General features: G+C 71.2%; 19 protein-coding genes. 13 read left to right on the forward strand and 6 right to left on the reverse strand.

From position 1 onward, the window contains the following. Positions 1-23: 23 nt before the first annotated feature. Genes AB0K60_RS16660 through AB0K60_RS16690 form a run of 7 tightly spaced genes read left to right on the forward strand, consistent with a single transcriptional unit; the run spans position 24 to position 9160 of the window. A complete protein-coding gene (locus AB0K60_RS16660) occupies positions 24-1067 on the forward strand; it encodes a sugar ABC transporter substrate-binding protein (RefSeq protein WP_364054722.1) in 1044 nt (347 codons plus the stop codon). Positions 1068-1110: 43 nt separating this feature from the next. Next, the gene (locus AB0K60_RS16665) at positions 1111-1983 is read left to right on the forward strand and encodes an FAD binding domain-containing protein (protein ID WP_364054725.1); all 873 of its coding nucleotides are present in this window, start codon (positions 1111-1113) and stop codon (positions 1981-1983) included. Then, positions 1980-2564, forward strand: coding sequence for a (2Fe-2S)-binding protein (locus AB0K60_RS16670; protein ID WP_364054728.1), 585 nt, complete (start codon positions 1980-1982; stop codon positions 2562-2564). The genes AB0K60_RS16665 and AB0K60_RS16670 overlap by 4 nt, the downstream gene beginning before the upstream one ends. Before the next feature lie 5 nt (positions 2565-2569). Then, on the forward strand, positions 2570-4972 hold the full coding sequence (cutA, locus tag AB0K60_RS16675; protein ID WP_364054731.1) for an aerobic carbon-monoxide dehydrogenase large subunit: 2403 nt from the start codon (positions 2570-2572) through the stop codon (positions 4970-4972). Continuing rightward, entirely contained in the window at positions 4969-6456 is a 1488-nt protein-coding gene (locus AB0K60_RS16680; RefSeq protein WP_364054734.1) for an amidase family protein, read from the forward strand. The genes cutA and AB0K60_RS16680 overlap by 4 nt, the downstream gene beginning before the upstream one ends. Continuing rightward, entirely contained in the window at positions 6456-7625 is a 1170-nt protein-coding gene (locus AB0K60_RS16685) for a CoA transferase (protein ID WP_364054871.1), read from the forward strand. The genes AB0K60_RS16680 and AB0K60_RS16685 overlap by 1 nt, the downstream gene beginning before the upstream one ends. Beyond that, positions 7622-9160: a carboxyl transferase domain-containing protein gene (locus tag AB0K60_RS16690; protein WP_364054737.1), complete on the forward strand. Its 1539-nt coding sequence runs from the start codon at positions 7622-7624 to the stop codon at positions 9158-9160. Before AB0K60_RS16685 ends, AB0K60_RS16690 begins: the two co-directional genes overlap by 4 nt. Here the strand turns inward: AB0K60_RS16690 and AB0K60_RS16695 are convergent. The 6 genes from AB0K60_RS16695 to AB0K60_RS16720 all read right to left on the reverse strand — a co-directional run bounded on the left by AB0K60_RS16695 (position 9138) and on the right by AB0K60_RS16720 (position 16418). Continuing rightward, positions 9138-9902 carry a metallophosphoesterase gene (locus AB0K60_RS16695; RefSeq protein ID WP_364054740.1) on the reverse strand — a complete coding sequence of 255 codons (765 nt, stop codon included), beginning with the start codon at positions 9900-9902 and terminating at the stop codon, positions 9138-9140. The genes AB0K60_RS16690 and AB0K60_RS16695 overlap by 23 nt on opposite strands. A 328-nt stretch (positions 9903-10230) precedes the next feature. Then, positions 10231-11604, reverse strand: coding sequence for a DUF6716 putative glycosyltransferase (locus tag AB0K60_RS16700; protein ID WP_364054743.1), 1374 nt, complete (start codon positions 11602-11604; stop codon positions 10231-10233). Then, the gene (locus AB0K60_RS16705; protein ID WP_364054746.1) at positions 11601-12641 is read right to left on the reverse strand and encodes a hypothetical protein; all 1041 of its coding nucleotides are present in this window, start codon (positions 12639-12641) and stop codon (positions 11601-11603) included. The genes AB0K60_RS16700 and AB0K60_RS16705 overlap by 4 nt, the downstream gene beginning before the upstream one ends. An 893-nt stretch (positions 12642-13534) precedes the next feature. Further along, positions 13535-14965: a cytosine permease gene (locus AB0K60_RS16710; protein WP_364054749.1), complete on the reverse strand. Its 1431-nt coding sequence runs from the start codon at positions 14963-14965 to the stop codon at positions 13535-13537. Between the two features lie 3 nt (positions 14966-14968). Next, entirely contained in the window at positions 14969-15934 is a 966-nt protein-coding gene (locus tag AB0K60_RS16715; protein WP_364054752.1) for a 2-oxoglutarate and iron-dependent oxygenase domain-containing protein, read from the reverse strand. Positions 15935-15989: 55 nt separating this feature from the next. Next, a complete protein-coding gene (locus AB0K60_RS16720) occupies positions 15990-16418 on the reverse strand; it encodes a nucleoside deaminase (RefSeq protein ID WP_364054755.1) in 429 nt (142 codons plus the stop codon). 471 nt (positions 16419-16889) lie between these two features. On the opposite strand from AB0K60_RS16720, the gene AB0K60_RS16725 reads away from it, so the two are divergent. The 6 genes from AB0K60_RS16725 (at position 16890) to AB0K60_RS16750 (ending at position 24117) form a co-directional block, all read left to right on the forward strand. Then, positions 16890-18233, forward strand: coding sequence for an extracellular solute-binding protein (locus AB0K60_RS16725; protein ID WP_364054758.1), 1344 nt, complete (start codon positions 16890-16892; stop codon positions 18231-18233). Positions 18234-18319: 86 nt separating this feature from the next. After that, positions 18320-19297 (forward strand): sugar ABC transporter permease, encoded by a 978-nt coding sequence (locus AB0K60_RS16730; protein ID WP_364054761.1) that lies wholly within the window; start codon positions 18320-18322, stop codon positions 19295-19297. Continuing rightward, on the forward strand, positions 19294-20184 hold the full coding sequence (locus AB0K60_RS16735; protein ID WP_364054764.1) for a carbohydrate ABC transporter permease: 891 nt from the start codon (positions 19294-19296) through the stop codon (positions 20182-20184). The genes AB0K60_RS16730 and AB0K60_RS16735 overlap by 4 nt, the downstream gene beginning before the upstream one ends. After that, a complete protein-coding gene (locus tag AB0K60_RS16740) occupies positions 20181-21617 on the forward strand; it encodes a GH1 family beta-glucosidase (RefSeq protein WP_364054767.1) in 1437 nt (478 codons plus the stop codon). Before AB0K60_RS16735 ends, AB0K60_RS16740 begins: the two co-directional genes overlap by 4 nt. Before the next feature lie 29 nt (positions 21618-21646). After that, positions 21647-22672, forward strand: a complete 1026-nt coding sequence (locus AB0K60_RS16745; RefSeq protein WP_364054770.1) for a LacI family DNA-binding transcriptional regulator — start codon at positions 21647-21649, stop codon at positions 22670-22672. Between the two features lie 122 nt (positions 22673-22794). Next, a complete protein-coding gene (locus tag AB0K60_RS16750) occupies positions 22795-24117 on the forward strand; it encodes a GH1 family beta-glucosidase (protein WP_364054773.1) in 1323 nt (440 codons plus the stop codon). The last annotated feature ends 460 nt before the right edge of the window (positions 24118-24577 follow it).

Here is a 24577-nt window from a genome sequence, read left to right on the forward strand (position 1 = left end):
CGCGGCGACCTGATGGAGTCACCATGCGAACCACGCCCTCTTCCGCCCCCACGCGCAGATCAGTCCTCGCGGGCGCGCTCGGCCTCGGCGGCCTCGGCCTGATCTCCCCCATCCTCGCCGCGTGCGGTTCCGGCGACGCCGGCACCACCGCGCAGGGCGGCGGCGGCCCGGTCGGCGCCGGCAAGACGATCGGCGTCTCCCTCAACGGCCTGGTCGAGTACACCAAGCAGGTCACGCAGGGCGTGGCCAAGGCCATGGAGGGCACCGAGTACCAGCTCAAGGTCGTGCAGGCCAACTTCGACGTGCAGACCGAGCTGAAGAACCTGGAGAGCCTCATCTCCCAAGGGGTGGACGGCCTGGTCATCCTGCCCAACACCGTCGACACCGTGCTCACCGGGGTCAAGCAGGCCAAGCAGTCCGACATCCCCTCCGCGATCGCGCTGTGGGCCGCGCCCGGACCGCTCGACGAATACGTGGCCGGGGTCTCCTTCGTCGACTCCATCGGCGGCGGCACCATGATCGGCGAGTGGTTGAAGGCGAACGCCAAGCCCGGCAAGGTCATCGTCGTCCAGGGCGTGGTCGGTCAGGGCTTCTCCGAGCGCATCGACCAGGGGCTCGACAAGGCGCTCGACGGCACCGACTTCACGATAGTCGTCCGCGAACAGGGGTACTTCGACCGGACCAAGGCGATCGGGGTGGTCGAACGGGCGCTCCAGGCGCACCCCGACGCCACGACGATCGTGTCCTACGCCGCGGCCATGGGCGACGGCATCGCCTCCTACCTGAAGCAGAACAACATCACCAACATCACGCACGTCACCAGCGACGCCGACGCCGAGATGCTCGACTGGCTGGGCACGCCGTACCTGGCCGCGACCCGCTACTACTCGGCGGCCGAGACCGGGCTGCTCGCCGGGCGCACGGTTCGGACCGTACTGGAGGGCGGAAAGCCCACCTTCGAAAACAAAGTGTTCCAAGACATGATGACTACCTCAAACAAGGACAAACTGCTCACCACCTCCCCGCTGAGCTACCCGGAGTTCAACGACGTGCTCAAGGGGCTGTGATGGCCAGGAACACCGCGCACGCGACCCTCGGAGGTGTGACCCCGTGAAACCATCCGGCTTCCGATACACGGTGCCGGCCTCGCTACCGGCGGCGATCGCCGTACGCGCCGAGGCCGAGGACTCCGTGATCCTCGCCGGCGGCCAGAGCCTCATCCCGACGATGAACTTCCGGCTCGCCAACCCGCAGGTCGTCATCGACCTCGGCCGGGTGCCCGGACTCGACCGGATCGACGTCGCCGGGAGCTCGGTACGCGTCGGCGCCATGGCCCGCCAGCGCGCGGTGGAGCGGGACCTGGGGGTGTTCGCCGCCAACCCGCTCATTCGGGAGACGCTGCGGCACGTGGCCCACCCGGCGATCCGCAACCGGGGCACGATCTGCGGCAGCCTCGCCCACGCCGACCCGTCGGCGGAACTCCCCGCCCTGCTGTCGGCCACCCGCGGCACCGTCACCGCGCAGGGCCCGGCCGGGCGGCGCGTCATCCCCGCCGCCGAGTTCTTCGAGTTCATCTTCACCACCTCGCTGGAGCCGGAGGAACTCCTGGTCGAGGCGGAGTTCCCCGCGCTCGAACCCGGCGAGGGCTGGGCGTTCGGCGAGTTCGCGCGGCGGCACGGCGACTTCGCCGTCGCCGGGGTCGCCGTCACCCTGCTGCTCGACGACGACGGCCGGATCGGCCGCGCCCGGCTCGCCGCCTGCGGCGTCTCCTCCGTACCGGTCGTGCTGACCGAGTGCGAGGAACTGCTCGCCGGGCGGACCCCCGGCCCCGATGTCTTCGCGGAGGCGGGACGGCTCGCGCAGAACGCCGTCACCGTCTCCGACGACAGCACCACCACGGCGGCCTACCGGCGGCACGTGCTCGCCGGGCTCGTCGAGAAGACCCTGCGGACCGCGCTGAGCAGAACGGGCGAGAGGCGATGACCGAGACGACGACCGCCGCCGAGGCGACCGAGTACGGCCCCGACGACCTCGTGGAGATCGAGGTCGAGGTGAACGGGACCACGGTGCGGGAGAAGGTGCCGCCGCGGCTGCTGCTCAGCGACTTCCTGCGGCACCGGCTCCGGCTCACCGGCACCCACGTCGGCTGCGAGCACGGCGTGTGCGGCGCGTGCACCGTGCACATCGACGGCGAGCCGGCCCGCTCCTGCCTCACCTTCGCCGTCCAGGTGGACGGCCACCGGGTGCGCACCGTGGAGGGCCTCGCCCCCGACGACGGGACCCTCCATCCGGTGCAGCGGGCGTTCAAGGAGTGCCACGCGTTGCAGTGCGGCTTCTGCACGCCCGGCTTCCTCATGTCGGTCGCCCACCTCATCACCGAGCGCGACGACCTGCGCACCGCCGCCGACGACGACATCCGCGAGCAGATCGCGGGCAACATCTGCCGGTGCACCGGCTACCTGAACATCGTCTCCGCCGTACGGCGCGCGGCCGAGCTGGCCGGCGAGACCCCCGATGAGACCGTCAACGAGACCCCCGAAATGACCCCCGACGAGAGAGGGTGACGCAGGTGTCCACACGACAGTTCGGCGCCCGCGTGCAGCGCAACGAGGACGACCGGCTGATCCGGGGCAAGGGCAGGTACGTCGACGACCTCCCGCTGCCGGGCGCGGCGCACGGCGCGTTCGCCCGCAGCTCCGTGGCGCACGCCAGGATCACGTACGTGGACGTGTCCGCCGCGCTCGCCGTCCCCGGCGTGCTGCGCGTCTACACCCACGCCGACATCGGCGCGCTCGACGTGCCGATGCCGCTGCTCATTCCGCACCCGTGCATCACCCACGGCCGCACCCAGTACCCGCTCGCCCGCGACGAGGTGTTCTACGTCGGGCAGGCGATCGCGTTCGTCGTCGCCGAGGACCGGTACATCGCCGAGGACGCCGCCGCCCTCGTGGAGGTCGGCTACGAGCCGCTGCCGGTGGAGGTCGACTACGAGAAGGCGGCCGAGCCGGGCGCCCCGCTCGTGCACGCCGACGTCCCCGGCAACATCGCGGCCCGGCTCGCCCAGCGGTCCGGCGACCCCGACGCGGCGTTCGCCGCCGCCGACCACGTCACCACGGTGAGGGTCCGGGTGGAACGCGGCACCGCCGCCCCGATGGAGTGCCTCTCCACCGCCGCCCGCTGGGACGAGGTGTCCCAGGAGCTCACCGTGTGGGACGGCACCCAGGCCCCGATCGGCCTGCGCGGCGCGCTCGCCAGCCTCTTCGACCTCGACGAGCACAAGGTCCGGGTCATCGCCCCCGACGTCGGCGGCGGCTTCGGCCCCAAGGTGCACTTCCCGTACGCGAACGAGGTGCTGGTCCCGTTCGCCGCCCGCGACCTGCGGCGGCCGGTGAAGTGGATCGAGGACCGGGCCGAGAACTTCGTGCACATGACGCACGAGCGCGGGCAGACCCACGAGATCGAGCTCGCCGCCACCAAGGACGGCGTCGTGCTCGGGCTGCGGGACCGGTTCCTGCACGACACCGGCGCGTTCATCCCGTACGGCATCGCGGTCGCGCAGGTCGCCGCCTGCCAGATCGCCGGGCCGTACCGGATCCCGAACGTGGAGGTCGAGTTCTCCTGCGTGTACACGCCGACGGTGCCGGTCACGCCGTACCGGGGCTGCGGCCGTCCGCAGGCGAACTTCGCCCTGGAACGCGCCATGGACCAGCTCGCCGCCGACCTCGGGATCGACCGGTTCGAGATCCGCAGGCGCAACTTCATCCAGCCCGACGAGTTCCCGTACACGCGGCCCGATCTGATCTTCGCGGACGGGCTCGCCGTCACCTACGACTCCGGGGACTACGAACGCGCCCTCGACACGCTCATGGACACGCTCGACGTGCAGTCCTTCGCCGAGCGGCAGAAGGCCGCCTGGCAGGAGGGCCGCTACCTGGGACTCGGGCTGTCGTTCTACGTGGAGGGCACCGGCCTCGGCCCGTACGAGGGCGGCCACATCCGGATCCACCCGATCACCGGCAAGGTGTACGTGAACACCGGGCTCACCACGCAGGGGCAGGGCCACGAGACGGTGTTCGCGCAGATCGTCGCCGACCAGCTCGGCACCTCGCCGGAGAACGTGATCGTCGTCGAGGGCGACACCGGCGCCTACGACTGGGGCGTCGCCACCTTCGCCAGCCGCGCCGCGGTGGTGAGCGGCAGCGCCATCCACAACACCGCGGTCAAGGTGCGCCGGCAGGTGATCCACGCCGCGGCGAACATGCTGGAGGCGAACCCCGACGACATCGAGCTCGGGGACGGCCGCGCGTTCGTCGTCGGCTCCCCCGAGCACGGGGTGACTCTCGCCGAGGTCGCCACCGCGAGCAACCCGCTGCGGTACGCCTTCAACAAGGCGGCCCAGAGCGCCACCCAGTTCGCGCCCGCCGCCCGCAGCGACGGCCCGCCGCTCGCCGCCGGCGCCCACCCCGGCATCGAGGACGTCGACTACTACTCGCCGCCGCACGCCACCTGGGCGTACGGGGTGCACGGCGCGATCGTCGAGGTGGACCCGACGACGTTCGGCATCACCGTGCACCGCTACGTGTGCGTGCACGACTGCGGGAAGATGATCAACCCGATGATCGTGGAGGGGCAGGTCGCGGGCGGCGTCGCCCAGGGCATGGGCGGCGCCTTCTACGAGTGGCTCGACTACGACGAGGACGGGGCACTGCGCAACGCGGGGTTCATGGACTTCCTCATCCCGTACGCCACGGAGATCCCGCACATCGAGATCCTCCACCAGGAGACGCCGTCGCCGCTCAACCCGCTCGGCATCAAGGGCGTCGGCGAGGCCGGCACCATCCCGGTCGCCCAGGTCATCGCGTCCGCGATCGAGGACGCGCTGCGCCCGCTCGACCTGCCGCCGCTGCGGTCGGTGCCGCTCAGCCCGTCCCTGCTGCACGCCCACGTCGCCGCGGGCGGGGGCGCCAAGTGATCCGACGCCGCCCCTGCGCCCCCGGTCAGGCCCGCCGCGGGATCTCCCTGGCGGACCTGACCGCGGTGGAGCTCGCCGCCATGCTCCGGCACGGCGAGGTCTCCGCCCGCGAGGTGCTGCGGGCCCACCTCGACCGGATCGCCGAGCGCGACCCGGCGATCAACGCCGTGTGCACGCTCTCGGCGGAACGCGCGCACGACGAGGCGCGCCGGGCCGACGAGCGGCGCGCCCGCGGCGAGCGCCTCGGGCCGCTGCACGGCCTGCCGATCCTGCACAAGGACCTGCTGGACACGGCCGGGGTGCGGACCACGTACGGCTCGGCCGCGTTCGGCGACCACGTGCCCGCCGAGGACTCGCTCATCGTCGCGCGGGCCGCCGCCGCGGGGGCCGTCATGGTCGGCAAGACCAACACCCCGCAGTTCGGCACCGGCGGGCACACCGCCAACGCGCTGTTCGGCGTCACCCGCAACCCGTACGATCCGTCGCGGTCGGCGGGGGGAAGCAGCGGCGGCTCGGCGGCGGCGCTCGCCGCCCGCGAGATCCCGCTCGCGACCGGCACCGACATGGCCGGGTCGCTGCGCATCCCGGCCGCGTTCTGCAACGTCGTCGGGATGCGGCCGTCGCCCGGCCTCGTGCCGTTCCTGCCGACCCGGACCGCCTGGTTCCCGTACGTGGTGGCCGGGCCGATGGCCCGCACCGTGGACGACCTGGCGCTGCTGCTGTCGGCGGTCGCCGGGCCCGACCCGCGCGCCGCGATCAGCGTCGAGGCGGGGCCGGAACGGTTCGCCCCGCCGATGAACGCGGCGGTGTCCCGGCTGCGGGTGGCGTGGGCGCCGGCGATCGGCGGGCTGCCGCTCGACGACGACGTCCGCGCGGTGCTTGACCGGCTCGGCGCGGTGATCGACGGGCTCGGCGCGCAGGTCACCGAGGACGAGCCCGACCTGGCCGGGGCCGGCGAGGCGTTCCTGACGTGGCGCGCCTGGTACTACGCGACCGCCTACGGCGACCTGCTGCGGGAGCGGCCTGAGGTGTTCGACGAGTTCTCCGCCGCCAACACCCGGGCCGGTCTTGAGCTCGACGGCGCGGCGCTGGGACGGGCCGAGATCGCCCGCTCCGCGCTGATCGCGCGGGTCGCCGAGTTCTTCACCCGGTACGACGTGCTGGTGATGCCGTGCGTCCCGGTCGCCCCGTTCGACGCCGAGCGGTGGCACCCGGAGACGGTCGGCGGCACCGCGATGGAGTCGTACCTGGACTGGATGCGGCACCTCTATCTGATCACCGCGACCGGGCTGCCCGCGCTCAGCCTGCCCGCCGGGTTCACCGCACAGGGGCTGCCGGTGGGGGTGCAGATCGTGGCCGGGCCTCGGTGCGATCTCACCGCGCTGCGGTTCGCCCGCGCGCTGGAGGAGGCGACCCGGTACGCGACACGGCCCCCGGACGCCTTCGCGGCGGCGGGCGCCGGCGTTTCCGAAGGAGGCGGATGATGGGGGCATCCGGAGGACCGCTGGAGGACGTGCTCGTCGTCGACCTGTCCCGGGCGCTCGCCGGGCCGCACGCGGCCATGATGCTCGGTGACCTCGGCGCCCGAGTGATCAAGGTCGAGAGCCCCGGCGGCGACGACACCCGCCGCTGGGGGCCGCCGTTCGTCGGCCCCGACGACCGCCGCGAATCCACCTATTTCCTGAGCTGTAATCGCAACAAGGAGTCGATCACCCTCGATCTCAAGACCGACGACGGCAAGGACCTGCTCACCCGCCTGGTGCGGCGCGCCGACGTCCTGGTGGAGAACTTCCGCACCGGGGTGCTCGACCGGCTGGGGTTCGGCGTGCCCCGGCTGCGCGAGCTCAACCCCCGCCTGGTGATCCTGTCCATCACCGGGTTCGGGCACGACGGCCCCGAGGCCGGCCGCGCCGGATACGACCAGATCGCCCAGGGCGAGGCCGGGCTCATGTCGCTCACCGGCGACGCCGAGCCCACCCGGGTCGGCGTCCCCATCGGCGACCTTCTCGCCGGCGTGTACGGCGCGTACGGCGTCGTGGCCGCCCTGCGCAAGCGGGACCGCACCGGCGTCGGCGACGTCGTCCGCACCAGCCTGCTGTCCGCCATCGTCGGCGTGCACGCCTTTCAGGGCACCCGGTACACCGTGGCCGGGGAGCTTCCTGGCCGTACCGGAAACAGCCATCCGTCGATCTGCCCGTACGGCATGTTCCCCTGCGCCGACGGGGCGATCCAGGTGGCGGTGGGCTCCGAGACGCTGTGGCGGCGGTTCGCCAAGGAGTTCGGGCTCCCCGCGGACGCCGAGGGATTCGCCGACAACGCGCAGCGGGTCCGCGACCGGGAACGCGTCACCGCCGCGATCGTCGAGGCGTTCTCCCGGCACACCGCCGACGAACTGCTCGCCCGTCTCGACGCGTGCGGCGTCCCCGCCGGCCGGGTCCGCGACCTGCACCAGGTGTACACGTGGGAGCAGACCAGGTCACAGGGCCTGCTGCTCGACGTGGAGCATCCCACGCTGGGCCGGATCACCCTGCCCGGCCCACCGGTCCGCTTCGACGACGGCGGGCGCGCCGATCACCTGCCGCCGCCCACCCTCGGCCGGCACGGCGAGGCGATCCGCGCCTGGCTCGACGCCGAGGACCGGGAGGCGTCATGACCGCGCGAGCCGACGCCGCCGCGTTCATCGAGCGGGTCTTCGACCCCGGAAGCTGGACCTGTTGGGACAGGCCGGTCCGGCACGACACCGGCGTCTTCTCCGGCTACCGCGAGGTCCTCGACCGGGCCCGCCGCGACAGCGGGCGGGACGAGGCGATCGTCACCGGCGAGGGAACGATCAACGGCCGCCCGGTGGCCGCCCTCGTCGGCGAGTTCGGGTTCCTCGCCGGGTCGGTCGGGGTCGGCACCGCGCGCCGCGTCGTGGCCGCGGTCCGCGCCGCCACCGCCCGCGGGCTGCCGCTCCTCGCCGCGCCCGTGTCCGGCGGCACCCGCATGCAGGAGGGCACCGCGGCGTTCGTCCAGATGGTCGCGGTGACCGACGCGGTGGCGGCGCACCGGGCCGCGGGCCTGCCGTACCTGGTCTATCTGCGGCACCCGACCACCGGCGGCGTGTTCGCCTCGTGGGGTTCGCTGGGACACCTCACCATGGCCGAGCCGGGCGCGCTGGTCGGCTTCCTCGGCCCGCGCGTGTGCCGACTGCTCACCGGCGAGGACTTCCCCGACGAGGTGCAGACCGCCGAGCACCTGCACGAGCACGGCCTCGTCGACGCGGTGCTGCCGCTGCCGGACCTGCGCGAATTCGTGCACCGCGTCCTCGACGTGATGTGCCGCCCGGGCCCGGACGTGCCCGGCGCCGGCCGGGTCCCCGTCGGGACGCCGCTGGAGGCCGAGGCCGTCTGGGAGGCGGTCGAACGCACCCGGCGACCCGACCGGCCGGGCGCCGGAGACCTGCTGCGCGTCGCGGCCACGCACGTGGTGCCGCTGCCCGGCAGCGCCGAGGGGGAGGTCTCCGGCCCGGTGACCATCGCGCTGGCCCGTTTCGGGGACATCGCCTGCGTCGTGGTCGCCGAGGACCACGCCCGCCGCGACCTGCCGCTGGGACCGGGCGCGCTGCGCGCCGCCCGCCGAGGCATCCGCCTCGCCGCCGAACTCGGCCTGCCCCTGGTGACCGTGGTGGACACGCCGGGCGCCGAGTTGTCGGCGGCGGCCGAGCGGGGCGGCCTCGCCGGGCAGATCGCCCGCACGCTGCACGACATGGTCACCCTGCCGTCGCCGTCGCTGTGCGTACTGCTGGGCGAGGGATGCGGCGGAGGCGCACTCGCCCTGCTCCCCGCCGACCGGGTGGTGGCCGCACCCGACGCCTGGCTCTCCCCGCTGCCCCCCGAGGGCGCGAGCGCCATCCTCTACCGCACTCCCGACCGCGCCGCGGAACTCGCCCGTCAGCAGCGCATCGGCTGCGCCGACCTGTACGCCGACGGCATCGTGGACCGAGTGATCCCCGCGTCGCCGGACGACCCGGACACGTTCGTCCACCGGGTCGGCGCGGTCATCGCCGACGAACTGCGCACGCTGATCCTCCGCCCGGCCGCGCAACGCCGCCGTGCCGACCGGCGGGTGGGGCGAGTCCATTCCGGGGAGCGCGGGATGCGATGGCCGATGGCGGGGATGGGCGTCAACCTGCGGGAAGGTTCGTGACGATCGGGCGGTAGTGGGTGACCAGGCGGCGGTCGTCGTCGAGGACGTGAATGGCGACGGCGGGCGGGGCGTCGAGGTCCACGGTGCCGTCCTCGACGGCGAGCCGTACGGTGGAGACGACGCCGGGGGCCACGATCAGCGGCAGGCCGGCGAAGGTGGAGGCGGCGGCGGTGTGGGCGTGGCCGCACAGCACGGCGGCCACGTGCGGGTGCCGGGTCAGCACCGCGGCCAGGCGCTCCTCGCCGAACTGGCGGATCCCGTCCACGTGCGGGGCGTGCAACACGAGCGGCGGGTGGTGGAAGCAGACGAACACCGGCGTGTCGTGCGGGGTGTCGGCGAGGACCCCGTCGAGCCACTCGAGGGTCTGGTCCCGCAGCATGCCGTCGTGTCGTCCCGGAATGGTGGAGTCGCACATGGCGAAGACCGCGCCGCCGGCCCGGTACACGCGATCGACCGGCTCGTCGCCGCCGCCCGGCCCGTCGTCGGCGAGCATCACCTCCCGATAGGCCGCCCGCACGTCGTGGTTGCCCGGACAGGTGATCAGCGGGTACGGCGTGGCGAGGACCTTGCGTGCCTCCTGGTACTCCTCCGGCAACCCGTGGTCGGCGATGTCCCCGGTGACGAGCACGGCGTCGAGGGGCACGGGCAGGCCGTTGAGGAAGGCCATCACGCGCTCGGCCCGCTCCCGGGCCCGCTCGCCGCCGTCGAAGTGGGTGTCACTGACGTGCGCGAAAACGACCATCCCGCCCTCCTCCGCGGTCTCCCCGACCGTCGATTCAATGGCTCACCGGGCATCTCGTCAACATAACCATGTAATCCCTCCATGGATGTCTTCCGTGACCTTACTTCTCGCAAAAGAGGAAGTGAGCCGCGGCCGACGGTGGATCGCCTCGACCGGCTGGTGGGCGGGCGCTCGCCCGCGCACGGCTCGCGTCCGGAACGCGCCGTCCGGCCTTCGTCCGCGCCGACCTGCTCGGCTTCGACCGCCCGGGCGCCTTCGACCTCGTCTTCTGCGCCCGCCCGGGGCATGCCGGCGCGTGCCCCGGGCCCGCCGCCCGTTTCCGCGGAGGTCACCCCAGGGCTTTGAGGTAGCGGCGCATGCGGCGTTTGGCGCGGTAGCCGACGCGGAGCACCCGGGGCGGGATCTCCAGGCGGAGCCGGGCGCGGCGGCGGGCGGCGGCGTGGGCGGGGCCGTCGAGGAGCGAGCGGGCGGGGGCGAGCAGGCCCGCCGCGGACCGCTCGGCCAGGGCGGTCATTTGGGCGACCACGTCGTTCGCGGCGGGGTCGTGGAAGTAGTTGGACCGGCACCATCCCTCGTCCGGGGTGCGGAAGCGGCCGGCGGCGAGGTCGTCCAGGGTGCCCAGGCAGTCGCTGCCCTCGAACACCACGTTGATCATCTCGGCGCTGACGCCGAAGTCGGACAGGATCAGCAGCGGCACCTCGTGCTGGATCGCCTCAAGCGCCGCGGTCGAGCTGACCGTGACGAAGCCCGCCGCCCGGGTCAGGTGCTCGTGCATCGGCCCGGCGGCGAAGGTCAGCAGACCGTCACGCACCCGGCCCTCGGCGACCAGGCCGCGCCACAGCCGGTCGTAGGGGTGGCGCTCGTTGTGGGTCTGCCGCTCGCCGTCGCGGGCGCGCAGTTTGACGACCACCTTCAGGTCGGGGCGATTGGCGGCGAGTTCCGCCAGCGAGAGCAGGATGCGCTCACGCTCCTCGCGCCGTTTGGGCACCTTCGCCTGCGTCGCGAAGATCACCCTGTCGCGCACTCCCCAAACGGTGTCCGAACCCTCCCGGCCGATGTCGTGCACTTCACCGAGGGCCGCGCCCGCACCGGGTTCCCCGTGGGGAGCGACCGGCACGGGATGACGGCTGGTGGTCGGCTCGGCGCTCCCCCGCGCGCCGTGGTCCAGGTACGGCAGGCGCGCCAGCGCGACCGAGCCCTGAGCGCCCAGGTCCTTGCCGATCCGGGAGAACTCCTCCACCTCGCGCCCGCTGTGCACGATGAACAGGTCGCAGCCGCTGCGGAACAGCCAGGCCTTCTCGGTGGCGGGGATGGAGATCCCCGGCAGGCCGGTGACGAATACCGGGCGCGGCAGCAGGTCGCCGAGCACCTCGGCGACCAGCACGTCCACGACCGGGCCGGTGCACGCGACCAGGACGATGTCGGGGCGCATTCGCTCGGCCATGCGGTGCAGCGCCCGCGCCGACACCGCCGGAGGCAGCCCGTACTCGGCGTCGGAGTCCGGCGCTCCACCGGTCCCGCCGCCGCTCGCGCCGCGCGCCGAGCGGGTGCCGCTGACGGCCGCGCGGATCTGGTCGGGTGAGGGCGCGATCGGCGTGCGGACCACCGTGAGACGGGTCGTCCAGCCGGCGGGCAGCTCGTCGAGCAGTCCGGCGGCCCATTTCAAATAGGAGTCCGAGTCGGCTACGGCCAGGACTTTCAACCGGTGACCCCCGAGTCGTGATGGGCGAACATTTGCAGATGGGAACGGAGATCGGGGGTGGCGAGCGGGGTCCACCAGTCGCCCGGCACCTCGACCGCGTCCACCGGCACGCCCCGCGGCCTGAGAAGCACGCGCAGGGACGTCACGGCGGTGGACGGCAGGCTCACCACGCGCTGGCCGGGCGCCAGGTCGCGCAGGGTCATCTCGACGGGGGCGCCGGTCTCGCGCAGCGCGACGCCGGGCATGCGGCCGATGCGGTCGAGGTCGGCGGGCTCCTCGCGACGGTGCGGGTAGTACGCCACCGGCTCCTCGGCGGACAGCCTGCCGAGCCAGTCCAGGTAGCGGTCGCGGCGCACCAGGCCGTTGCGTACCAGCGAGGTGCCGAGCACGACCGTGCGCTCGTCGGGCGGGGGATGGGCGGCCGGCTGCGAGCGCAGCCAGCCGAAGTCGTGGGTGCGAAGGATCGCGCCGCGTGCGGTCACGGCCTCGGCGAGGGCGGCGGGGACGGGGAGCGCGGTGAAGACGGCGAGGCGACCGGACCGGGCCGCCGCGCGCAGCCGGAACGCGGCGGCGAGTCCCAGCGCCCGGCGGCCGAGTCCGGCGCGGGCGCGGGCGCGCAGCAGCGGCGTCACGCGGTCGGCGGCGAGCAGTTCGAGCAGGTGGATGGTGGCGAGCCCGTCGTCGACGAGCACCACGCGACCGGGATCGCCGGTGAGCCAGGTGAGCTGGACGCGCCCGGAGAAGGCGTCGCCGAACACCCAGGCGGCGTCGCGGCGCGGACGCGGCATCCCGTCCTCGCCGGTGACCAGCTCCAGCCCGTCGGGCAGGTCCAGCCGCTTCAGCTCGGCCCGGGTACGGCGCAGCGCCGCGAGCCCCGGGCGGCAGACGACCCGCGTCCCGGCGCCCACCAGCCCGGCGTACCGTGCCTCGATGATGCACAGCAACTGCAGCGGGGACTCCGCCCAGGCGACGGCCGACCGCTCCTCCCGCACGTGGCGTCGCCCGCTGCTCTCCACGCCGGTCACAGACCTGTTCACGACGCGATCAACGTAGCCCCGCACGCTTACACCGCCTGAAACGGCGGGTGAACGCGCGGCCACGTGTTCAACACGTGCGGTTCACGACCCGACGGGCCCACGGCGGGTTCCGCCCCCGCAGGCGCCGCTTTGAGCCGCTGGAGCCGCTGGAGCCGCTGGAGCATCGCCGAGCGCTCGGGCGACGCCACTGGTCTCACGGATCACCTGCGCCGGCTCATTTGGCGGCGACGTCACCGAGCCCGCAGGCATTGTTTCGCTGCGTGAACCCGCCTCACCCTGAGTTGATAACTCGCAAAACCGATCATATCATGCTAAATTGGGCCTAGATTAACAGGAGATTCAGCCGTCTTTCACGAAGTACTGCTTATGGCGCTGTTCAGCGAATCCACCACACCAACCCCACGTTTCAGAATGATGTAGGGCCATGTCCACACCTCCGCCTTTCCACACGCCGGGCCCGGACACTCCGGATTCCGAGCCTCCACGGAATACCGCCCTTGTTATCGCGATCATCGCGGCCATGATCGGTGCGTTGACCACCCTCGTGGCCACAATGATCGTTGTCAACGAAGGGGCGTCGACAGGCCAAGAGCCTGCGATCAGCTCAACACCGACGGCGGCACCCCCTTCCTGAAGAGCCGTCGTCCTTCTCTCGTGTCCCGAATCTTCGGATACCTCCCCGCCTTTTGAGACTGCGGATCTTGCAACCTGCGCTAACAGCATTTAAACCAGTCAAAAGGGGCAACGGGCTCTACCATTTGTTTCATCACAAGCGACGGAAACACCGCTGTCGTGGCGCTTATCAAGGCTCTCGCCAGACGCGACATGGTTGTCGCCTATAGCCTGTGGGCGGGCAACCCCTAGATTTCACCCCCGGCAAATCACCTGACACGTCAACGGGTTGGAAGTTCTCCGACAGGCACCGAGGCGGTGGGGCGGGTGCCGGGGAGGAAGGCGTACAGCAGGGCCGCCAGGAGGAAGCCGACGACGAAGGTGATGTCGCCGATGGCGGGCACGGCGGACGGGATCGGGCCGACGTACAGCGACTGGTTGCAGAACAGGGCGATCGAGACGACCATGCCGGTCGCCATCGCCGTCGCGCCCTGCCAACGCCGGTGGCCGGGCATCACCTCGGCGGCGGTGATGAGGCGGCCGCGGCGCAGGACCAGGTCGGTGAGCATCACGCCGAGCCAGGGGCCGATCCAGTAGGCGATGATCAGTAGGAAGCCCTCGTAGGCGTGCCCGGCGTCGCGCAGCCCGCCGAGGGCGACGAGGAAGCCGAGCACCCCGGCGAGCGCGGCGACGATCGCGCGGCGCAGCGCCAGCGGCAGCCGTACGCCGAGGGCGACGATCGACAGCGAGCCGGAGTAGACGTTGAGGGCGTTGGCGCAGACGGCTCCGAGGGCGATGACGAGGAGCGTGAGGTCGGCGAGGGGCCCGGGCAGGTGACCGGTGAAGACGCCGGTCGGGTCGCCGAGGGCGTCTCCGGCCATGGTGGCCGAGGCCGCGCCGACGATGCTCAGCAGGGCGCAGGAGGAGAAGATGCCGGCGCCCGCGAACCAGCCGACGGCCCGCCCGCTCACCCCGGGCGGCAGGTAGCGGGTGTAGTCGGCGGCGTAGGGGTTCCACCCGGCGACGTAGCCGAAGGTGGCGCCGACGGTGAGCAGGAAGCCGCCGGTGCCGCCGCCCGAGCCGGGGGCCGACAGGTCGGCGTTCGCCAGGATGATCGCGCTCCCGATCACGAAGATCACCGCCAGCACGGGGAAGGCGAAGCGCTCGAAGGCGTGCACCAGGTTGTGGCCGAAGAACCCGACGGTGACCTGCAGCAGCACCACGAACGCCAGGCACATCGCCGACGGCAGGCCGGTCAGCGTGGTGAGCGCGAGCGCGGCGCTGACGCTGTTGACCGCGAACCAGCCGATGCCGCTGGCGATCGAGTTGAGCCCGGCGGGCAGGAGGTTGCCCCGGTAGCCGAACGGCGCGCGGCTGAGGATCATCTGCGGCAGCCCGTGCGCGGGACCGCGCGCCGACAGCACGCCGTGGCTGATCGCGCCGAGGCCGGTGCCGACGAGGATCGCCGCGACGGCCTGCCAGAAGCTCAGCCCGAAGGCGGCCACCGCCAGCACGCCGAGGAAGACCGTGGCGAACTCCAGGTTGGGCGAGGTCCACGTCCACAGCAGGTGCAGCGGCCGGCCGTGGCGCTCGTCGAGGGGGATGAACTCGGCCCCGCCGGGCTCGACGGCGATCACGCGGTCGCCGTACCGCCCTTCGCGGACCGGCGGGGAGTCGAGGGCGGACCCGGGCGCGTCGGGCTTGATGGTCATGCGTCACCCCACGGTGATGGCGTTGAGCTTGTCGAGCAGGTAGTCGTTGGCGCGGACCGGCTCGTAGGCCACCGGGCCGCCGGGCACGGGTTCGACGATCGTGTCCGGGTTGAGCTCGTAGAAGTAGATGAGCGAGATGAGCTCCTCGTCGGGCGCGCCGGGGTCGGGCGGCAGCACCCGGTGCCGGTTGGAGCGCCATCGGCCGCCGGTCCAGCGGGCGAGCAGGTCGCCGATGTTGATGGTGAACGCGCCCTCGACGTAAGGGGCGTTCACCCACTCCCCGTCGGGGGTGCAGACCTGCAGGCAGCCGACGCCGTCCTGCCGGTCGAGCACGGTGACGGTGCCGAAGTCGGTGTGCGGCCCGATGCGGTACTGGCCCGGCTCGGGCTCGCCGAGCATCGACAGCGGCGGGTACCAGTTGATGTTCATCGTGTACGACGGCGTGGTGGTGTGCCGGGTGAAGTAGTCGGGGGCCAGGCCGAGCGCGGCGGCGCACAGCACCAGCAACTCGTCCGAGAGCAGGCGCATCTCCGCCAGGTAGCCCTCGACCAGGGGCTTCAGCTCGGGGATCTCGGCGGGCCACACGTTCGGCAGGAACCACACCGGGTCGAACTCGGGGTCGCCGATCGGCCGGTCGGCGCCGACGGCGAAGGTCTCCTTGAGGTCCGGCAGGGTCGGGGTGCCCTCGGCGTACCCGTTCGCCTCCGCGCCCGGGGGCAGCCAGCCGCGTCCGCCGATCGTCACCGCGTACCGGCGTTTGACCTGTTCGGGGAGGGCGAAGAAGCGGCGGACGTGGCGGCGGATCTCCGCCCGGGTGTCCGCGCTGACGTGGTGGCCGGTGATCAGCATGAAGCCCCACTCGCGGAGCGCGGCGTCCACGCGGCGGGCCACCGAGGCCCGGTCCGCGGCGTCGCCGAACAGCCACGGCATGAGGTCGATCACGGGTACGGTCTGCTCGGGTCCGGTCATGTCCGGTCTCCTCACGTGCGGTCGCCGGTCGGCACCGCGGATGTGACCGTCGGTGTCAGTCGACTCCGATGTCCTCGTTCCACAGTTCGGGCCGCTCCTCGATGAACCTGGTCATGAGGGCGACGCATTCGGGGTCGTCGACGAGTTCCACCTCGACGCCGTGCTCGGCCAGCCACTCGTGCTGTCCCTGAAAGGTCCTCGCCTCCCCCACGATGAGGCGGGAGATGCCGAACTGGCGGACCAGGCCGCTGCAGTACCAGCAGGGCGACAGGGTGGTGACCATGGTCGTGCCCCGATAGGTGCGCTGCCGGCCCGCGGCGCGGAAGGCCGCGGTCTCGGCGTGCATGGACGGGTCGCCGTCCTGGACCCTGCGGTTGTGGCCGCTGCCCAGCAGGGTCCCGTCCGCGCCGAACAGCGCGGCCCCGATGGGGATGCCTCCCTCGGCGTACCCCTTGCGAGCCTCCTCGACGGCAACGGAGAGCATGTCGGCCACCCCCTCATCATCGGCGCGCCCGGCCGCAGGGCGAAGGGGTGACGGGCAGCTTTTACGTGGAAGTAACGTCAGACGCGAACCGTCCGGATCAGTCCTACATGGTGGGGTTTGCACCGGTATAGGCGAGTTGGGGTGGGAGCGCTCCCAACTACATCTCTGCACGCTTTCGTACGCTTTCGCGTCATTTGTCCACCTCAAACCACCTCAGAGTAACAGTTATGTTTCGGTCTATTGACGCAGGCATTGCTTATCCGCGAACCTTCGTGGGAGCGCTCCCAAAGCAGCGCGGAACCCGTCTACGGGACCCGCGCGCCGCCGGCCGTGTACGGGGGCCCGGCCAGCACATTGCCTCCCCACAGCACCACCACCCGCTAACCCCCTAACCACCACCCGACTAACCACCACCCGACTAACCACCACCCCCTAACCACCACCTCGGAACCACCTGAGAGGGGTCCGGAAATGAACGACAACAGGCGTCGTGGCAGGTCCATCGTCGCGGCCACGGCCGCGGTGGCGGCCCTGGCGCTCGCCGCCGCGTGTAGCAGCGGCGGCGGCACCGGATCCGGCGGCAACGCGTCCTCCAGCGCGCCGACCGAGCCGGTCACCATCACGCTGCAGACCTTCGGCGGCGGCAAGAACTTCGGCTACGAGGAGGCGGTGAAGAAGTGGAACGCCGCCAACCCGAACATCCAGATCAAGCACGTCAACCTCACCGACCAGTTCGAGCAGGTCTACTGGCCGCAGATGATCCAGTGGCTGACCGCCGGGTCCGGCGCCGGTGACGTGGTCGGCATCGACGAGGGCGGCATGGGCCTGGCCAAGGCCCACCCCGAGTGGTGGACCGACCTGGCCGAGTACGGCCTGGACAAGCGCAAGTCCGACTTCGCCGAATGGAAGTGGCAGAACGGCATCGACACCTCCGGCAAGCTGTTCGGCCTCGGCACCGACATCGGCGGCATGAGCATCTGCTACCGCCGCGACCTGTTCGAGAAGGCCGGCCTGCCCACCGACCGCGACGAGGTGAGCAAGCTCTGGCCGACCTGGGACGCCTTCATGGAGACCGGCCAGAAGTTCCAGGAGAAGGTCAAGAGCGCGAAGTTCGTCGACGGCACCAACACGATCTTCAACGTGATGCTCGTGCAGGAGGCCGCCAAGAACGGCAACGTCGCCTACTTCGACACCAGCAACAAGCTGATCGTCGACACCAACCCGGCCATCAAGACCGCCTTCGACTACTCGGTGAAGCTCACCCAGGCGGGTCTCACCGCCAAGCTGCGCAACTTCACCGACGAGTGGAACACCGGCTTCAAGAAGTCGCAGTTCGCCACGCTGGGCTGCCCGTCCTGGATGCTCGGCGTGGTCAGCGGCGCCGCCGGTGACGAGTTCAAGGGCAAGTGGGACGTCGCCGCGGTCCCCGGCGGCGGCGGCAACTGGGGCGGCTCCTGGCTGGCCGTGCCCAAGCAGTCCAAGCACCCCAAGGAGGCCGCTCAGGTCCTCGACTACCTGACCGGCAAGGAAGCCCAGGTCAACGTCTTCACCTTCGCGGGCAACATGCCGAGCAACACCCAGGCTCAGCAGGACGCCGCCGTGCAGTCCGCGAAGGACGAGTACTTCAACGACGCCCCCAAGGGTGAGATCTTCGCCAAGTCGGCCGCCCAGCTGCAGCCGGTCTTCCTCGGCGTGAAGCACGCCCAGGTGAAGGCCGCGGTCGAGCAGGTGCTCGCGGCCGTGGACGACGGATCGGTGCCCGCGGACCAGGGGTGGCAGAAGCTCGTGGACGACGCCAAGAAGGCGGCGGACTGATCTCCACGCCTTCCGGACAGGAGCGGCCCGCCGCCGACATCCCGGCGGCGGGCCGTCCCCCTGCCTCTCGCGAAAGGTAACCACGCATGAGCCTGCACACCGAGTCGGGGCCGGCGATCGCCGCGCCACCGGCCCCACGGCGTCAACGGCACGCCGCGCCCGGCCCGGGCCGCCGTTTCCGGTCCTGGCTGGACATCAAGGCCGTCCCCTACATTCTCATCTCGCCATATTTCCTGCTTTTCGCCGTCTTCGGCCTGTTCCCGCTCGTCTTTACGTTCTGGTACTCGCTGTACGACTACGACCTCACCGGCACCGAGGAATGGGCGGGCCTCGGCAACTACGCCGAGCTGCTGCAGGACGGCCAGTTCTGGACGGCGGTCGTGAACACGCTCGGCATGTTCGTCATCGCGACCGTGCCGCAGATCCTGCTCGCGCTCATGCTCGCCAACGCGCTCAACAAGCGCTTCAGGGGCCAGCTCTTCGTCCGCATGGGCGTACTGCTCCCGCTGGTCACCTCGGTGGTCGCGGTCGCGGTCGTGTTCACCCAGCTCTACGGGCGCGACTGGGGCATGATCAACTGGGTGCTGAGCTGGTTCGGCGTCGATCCGATCGACTGGAAGGCCGAGCGGCTCCCCTCCTGGCTGGCGATCTCCACCATGGTCGACTGGCGGTGGACCGGCTACAACGCGATCATCTTCCTCGCCGGCATGCAGACGATCCCGCGCGACCTGTACGAGGCCGCGGCGATCGACGGCGCCTCGCGCCGCCGCCAGTTCTGGCAGATCACCGTGCCGATGCTGCGCCCCACGATGATCTTCGTGGTGCTCAACTCCACGATCGGCGGGCTCACCCTCTTCGCCGAGCCGATCATGTTCTACGGCGGGCGCATCGAGGGCGGCAGCAACAACCAGTTCCAGACGGTGGCGATGTTCATCGTCCAGAAGGGCTTCAACGAGTTCGAGTACGGCTACGCCTCCGGCGCGGCCTGGCTGCTCTTCCTGATGATCCTCATCGGATCACTGATCAACTTCATGCTCATCCGCCGGATCGGGGGCCGCAAGTGACCACGCTCACCGTCCGTAACGACGTCAAGAAGCGGGCCGGCCGCGGCGGCGGGTCGGGGTCGAGCATGTGGGACGCGACCCTGCTCACCAAGGTCATGCTGGCCTTCACGATCATCCTGTCCGCGTTTCCGATCTACTGGATGATCATCATCGCGTCCCGGACCAACAGCGACGCGGTGGACACCCCGCCGCCGCTGCTGCCCGGCGGCACCCTCGGGGAGAACATCCGCCGGGTGCTCGCCGACGAGGACGCGCAGTTCATCACCGGCCTGGTCAACTCGGCGATCGTGGCCACCACCGTCACCGTGTCGGTGGTCATCATCTCGACGATGGCCGGATTCGCCTTCGCCCGCCTGCGCTTCAAGGGCCACAAGGTGCTGCTGCTGGCCATCCTCATGACGATGATGGTGCCCCTGCAGCAGATGGGCATCGTGCCGCTCTACCGGCTCATGGTCGAGCTGGAGTGGACCGGGCAGCTTCAGGCGGTGATCCTGCCGTACCTGCTCAACGCCTTCGGCGTGTTCCTGATGACCCAGTACACCGAGCAGGCGGTCCCGGCCGAGCTGGTGGAGGCCGCCCGGGTGGACGGCGCGTCCACCCTGCGCATCTGGTGGAACATCGTCCTGCCCGCCGTACGGCCCGGCATGGCGGTGCTTGGCATCAACACGTTCATGCTCATCTGGAACGACTTCATGTGGCCGTTGATCGTCCTGGCGGGCAACCCGACGGTCCAGGTCGCCATCCGGAACCTGAACGCCCAGCACTCCACCGACTACGTGATGATCTTCACCGGCACCACGCTGTCGGTCGTTCCGCTCATCCTCGTATTCATCCTCTTCGGCCGTCAGATCATCGGCGGCCTCATGGAAGGTGCGGTCAAAGCGTGACAACGCAGGAGACTCAGACCCAGGCCGACATCACCGAGCTGAAATTCCCCCCGGGCTTCGTCTGGGGTGCCGCCACCTCGGCGTACCAGGTGGAGGGCGCCACCGCGATCGACGGCAGGGGCATCTCCATCTGGGACGCCTTCGTCCGGCGGCCCGGCCGGGTGGTGGCCGGCGACAACGCCGATGTGGCGATCGACCACTACCACCGCTACCGGGACGACGTGCGTCTCATGGCCGACCTCGGCCTGTCGGCGTACCGGTTCTCGGTCTCCTGGCCGCGGATCCAGCCGGCCGGCGCGGGCGCGGTCAACCAGGCGGGGCTCGACTTCTACCGGCGGCTCGTGGACGAGCTGCTCGAGCACGGCATCGAGCCGTGGCTCACCCTCTACCACTGGGATCTGCCGCAGGCCCTTGAGGACGCCGGCGGCTGGCCCGAGCGGGACACCGCCAAGCGCTTCGCCGAGTTCGCCGAGATCGTCCACGAGGCGCTCGGCGACCGGGTGCGGAACTTCAGCACCGTCAACGAGCCGTGGTGCGCGGCGTTCCTGGGGTACGCCTCCGGCGAGCACGCGCCCGGACGCCGCGACCCGGCGGCGGCCCTGCGCGCCGCGCATCACCTGCTCCTCGCGCACGGTCTGGCGGTCCAGGCGATCCGGGCGCGCGACGCCGGCACCAGGATCGGCGGGTGCGTCAACCTGTACGCGGTCTCGCCCGCCACCGACAGCGACGTGGACCTGGACGCGGCGCGGCGCATCGACGGGCTGCAGAACCGCTTCTTCCTCGACGCGATGCTGAAGGGCGAGTACCCGGCCGACGTCCTTGAGGACCTGAGCGCGGTGTCCAAGCCGGACCACATCCGGCCCGGCGACATGGAGACGATCTCCACCCCGTTCGACGTACTGATGATCAACTATTACAGCCGGTTCACGGTCACGGGCGTGTCGGGCGGCGCCGCGTCGGCCGCGGCCGCGCCGACCGACTCCGGCTCGCCGTGGGTGGGCAGCGAGCACGTCTCGTTCGTCAACGGCGGGCGTCCGGTCACCTCGATGGGCTGGGAGATCGACACCAGCGGCCTGCTGGAGATCCTGCTGCGGGTCAAGCGGGAGTACCCGGCGATCCCGTTCGTCATCTCCGAGAACGGCGCGGCCTTCGACGACGTCGTCACCGGCGACGGCGCCGTGCACGACGCCGACCGCCTCGCCTTCATCGCCGCGCACCTGCGCACCTGCCACGAGGCGATCGCCGAGGGCGTGCCGCTTGAGGGATATTTCGCCTGGTCGCTCATGGACAACTTCGAGTGGGCCTGGGGATACGGCAAGCGGTTCGGCCTGGTCTACGTCGACTACGCCACCCAGGAGCGCATCCTCAAGGACAGCGCCCGCTGGTACGCCGAAACCATCCGGCGTAACGGGTTGTCACTTCCGGCAGAATAAAGGGGCATCAGACCAAGGAGGGGCAGGCTTTGGCCAACGGGCAGCGCCGCCCGGGCGAGCGGCCGACGCTGGAGGCCGTCGCGGCCCGCGCCGGCGTCGGGCGCGGCACGGTGTCACGTGTGATCAACGGCTCGCCGAAGGTGAGCGAACGGGCCCGCGACGCGGTGCTGCGAGCCATCGACGAGCTGGGGTACGTCCCCAACCGAGCGGCGCGCAGCCTGGTCACGCGGCGCACCGACACGGTGGCGCTGGTGGTCTCGGAGTCCGAGCAGCGGGTCTTCGACGAGCCGTACTTCGCGGGCGTGATCCGCGGCATCGGCGCGGCCCTCTCCGAGACGGGCCTGCAGCTCATCCTCACCATGGCCCAGACGCGGGACGAGCACGCACGGCTGGAGCAGTACCTGACCGGGCAGCACGTCGACGGCGTGCTGCTCATCTCGCTGCACGGCGCGGACCCGCTGCCCGGGCGGCTGGAGGAGATGGGCGTGCCGACCGTGGTCGGCGGCCGGCCCGTCGGCATCACCCCCTACAGCTACGTGGACGTGGACAACCGGGCGGGGGCCCGGCAGGCGGTCAAGTACCTGCTGAGCAAGGGGCGCCGGCGGATCGCCACCATCGCCGGCACCCAGGACATGGGCGTGGGCGTGGACCGGCTCGCCGGCTACCGCGACGCGCTGATCGCCACCGGGGTGCCCGAGTGCGTGGCGTTCGGCGACTTCTCCGAGGAGAGCGGCGCGGCGGCGATGCGCGAGCTGCTGGAGAAGGAGCCGGGGATCGACGCGGTGTTCACTGCCTCGGATCCGATGGCGATGGGGGCGATGCACGTGCTCAAGGAGAGCGGCCGGCGCATCCCCGACGACGTGGCGGTGATCGGTTTCGACGACTCGAGCGCGAGCCGGCTCTACATCGACCCGCCGCTCACCACCGTGCACCAGCCGACCGAGGAGATGGGCCGGCAGATGGCGCACCTGCTGGTCGCCCGGATCAACGGCGAGCAGCTGGAGCAGCCGGTGGTCATTCTCGACACCCACCTGGTCATCCGCGGCTCGGCGTGACCTGCACGCGGGCGGATCCCCATTGACGGGGGGCGGGAGCGCGGTCATGCTTTGGGAGCGCTCCCACTCCCCTACTCCCCCCATCGGACCCCGCGTGCCCACCACACGACGAGGAGAAGCCCGTGACCGACCCCAGACGTTTCCCGTCCGACATCATCCTCGGGGCCGCCACCTCGGCGTACCAGATCGAGGGCGCCGTCGACGCCGACGGGCGCGGCCCCTCGGTGTGGGACACCTTCGCCGCCACGCCCGGCAAGGTCGCCGACGGCGACACCGGCGAGCCGGGCGCCGACCACTACCACCGCTGGGCGGACGACGTCGATTTGATGGCGTCGCTCGGCCTGCAAAGCTACCGCTTCTCGATCGCCTGGCCCCGGATCCAGCCGGACGGCAGCGGACCGGTCAACCCCAAGGGCCTCGACTTCTACCGGCGTCTGGTCGACGGGCTGCGCGAGCGCGGCATCCGCCCCATGCCCACGCTGTTCCACTGGGACCTCCCCCAGGCCCTGCAGGACCAGGGCGGCTGGGAGAACCGGGACGTCGCCAAGCGGTTCGCCGACTACGCGCGGATCATGTTCGACGCGCTCGACGTACGCGACTGGCTGACGCTCAACGAGCCCAAGACGGTGGTGGAGGCCGGCTACCAGCACGGCGTCCACGCGCCGGGCTTCCGGGACGACGCGCGGGCCTACGTCGCCCTGCACCACCTGCTGCTCGCCCACGGACTGGCCGTACAGGCGCTGCGATCCTCCGGCGGCGACCGCAGAATCGGCCCGGCGCTCAACCTGACGCCCGTCTACCCCGCCGGGAGCGGCCCGAAGTCGCAGCGCGCGGTCCGGCACGCCGACGGCCTGGAGAACCGCCTCTACCTCGACCCGATCCTCAAGGGCCACTACCCCGACGACACCCTGCAGTGGATCGCCGCCCGCAGCCCGATGCCGACCCTCATCGCCGACGGCGACCTGACAATCATCAGCGAACGCGTGGACCTGCTCGGCGTCCAGTACTACACGCCGCGCTACGTCACCGACGACGGCGAGCGCGAGTACCGGCACCCGACGACGCAGGCGTGGTGGCAGGAGATCCACGCCGAGGGCATGTACGACCTGCTGCTGCGCATCACCCGGGACTACGGCGACGTCCCGCTCGTCATCACCGAGAACGGCATGCCCGCCCCCGACGAGCCGGACGCGGACGGCGCGGTCCGCGACCCGTGGCGCGTGAACTTCCTACGCGACCACCTCGACGCGGTACGGCGCGCGGTGGCCGACGGCGCCCGGGTCGAGGGCTACCACCTGTGGTCGCTGCTGGACAACTTCGAGTGGGCCGAGGGATACCGCCAGCGCTGGGGCATCGTCTACGTGGACTACGCCACCCAGCGCCGGACCCTCAAGGACAGCGCCCTGTGGTACCGGGATTTCATCAAGACCCGGGACCTGCGCTAGGGACGCCGCTCATCGCCCACGGCTCCGGAGGGCCTACCACGTACCGCCGCACGCGATCTGCCCGGTCCTGGCCCTGGCCGCCACCACCGACGTGGTCGGACGCTCCCGATCAACACCGTATTGACGCGTGGCCGCCCGCGCGGCAACGGCCCCTATGGTGTCCTTCATGGCTGATCAGCCGAGAGAGTAGATACGAGGCGACTCCTTGTCGTGGTCTGCTTTGCTCAGTTCACGCTGTGAGCGCTCCAGGGCGCGCAGGCAGTCCAGGCGGTTCTGGCGGCCGGCGGCGGGGTCTCCCCTCCGCCGACGGAATCCCTCTTTCACTACCGAAGTTGTCAGGATAGTTGACTCCTTGGGCGAGGCTCCTTAACGTATGAGGCCTTGGGAGCGCTCCCAAGTCGGCGCCGTTCATCCATCCGGCCGCTGTGTGTGAGCTGAGATGATGGTGGGGCGGCGTCCG

The organism is Thermopolyspora sp. NPDC052614, from assembly GCF_040678635.1.
In the GTDB taxonomy this organism is placed as follows: Bacteria; Actinomycetota; Actinomycetes; order Streptosporangiales; family Streptosporangiaceae; genus Thermopolyspora.

What these genes read in the sequence shown, in the direction of transcription:
- AB0K60_RS16660 (WP_364054722.1), top strand. Translation starts at nt 24, where the DNA reads ATGCGAACCACGCCCTCTTCCGCCCCCACGCGCAGATCAGTCCTCGCG.
- AB0K60_RS16670 (WP_364054728.1), top strand. Translation starts at nt 1,980, where the DNA reads ATGACCGAGACGACGACCGCCGCCGAGGCGACCGAGTACGGCCCCGAC.
- AB0K60_RS16685 (WP_364054871.1), top strand. Translation starts at nt 6,456, where the DNA reads ATGGGGGCATCCGGAGGACCGCTGGAGGACGTGCTCGTCGTCGACCTG.
- AB0K60_RS16690 (WP_364054737.1), top strand. Translation starts at nt 7,622, where the DNA reads ATGACCGCGCGAGCCGACGCCGCCGCGTTCATCGAGCGGGTCTTCGAC.
- AB0K60_RS16695 (WP_364054740.1), bottom strand. Translation starts at nt 9,902, where the DNA reads ATGGTCGTTTTCGCGCACGTCAGTGACACCCACTTCGACGGCGGCGAG.
- AB0K60_RS16710 (WP_364054749.1), bottom strand. Translation starts at nt 14,965, where the DNA reads ATGACCATCAAGCCCGACGCGCCCGGGTCCGCCCTCGACTCCCCGCCG.
- AB0K60_RS16715 (WP_364054752.1), bottom strand. Translation starts at nt 15,934, where the DNA reads ATGACCGGACCCGAGCAGACCGTACCCGTGATCGACCTCATGCCGTGG.
- AB0K60_RS16720 (WP_364054755.1), bottom strand. Translation starts at nt 16,418, where the DNA reads ATGCTCTCCGTTGCCGTCGAGGAGGCTCGCAAGGGGTACGCCGAGGGA.
- AB0K60_RS16725 (WP_364054758.1), top strand. Translation starts at nt 16,890, where the DNA reads ATGAACGACAACAGGCGTCGTGGCAGGTCCATCGTCGCGGCCACGGCC.
- AB0K60_RS16730 (WP_364054761.1), top strand. Translation starts at nt 18,320, where the DNA reads ATGAGCCTGCACACCGAGTCGGGGCCGGCGATCGCCGCGCCACCGGCC.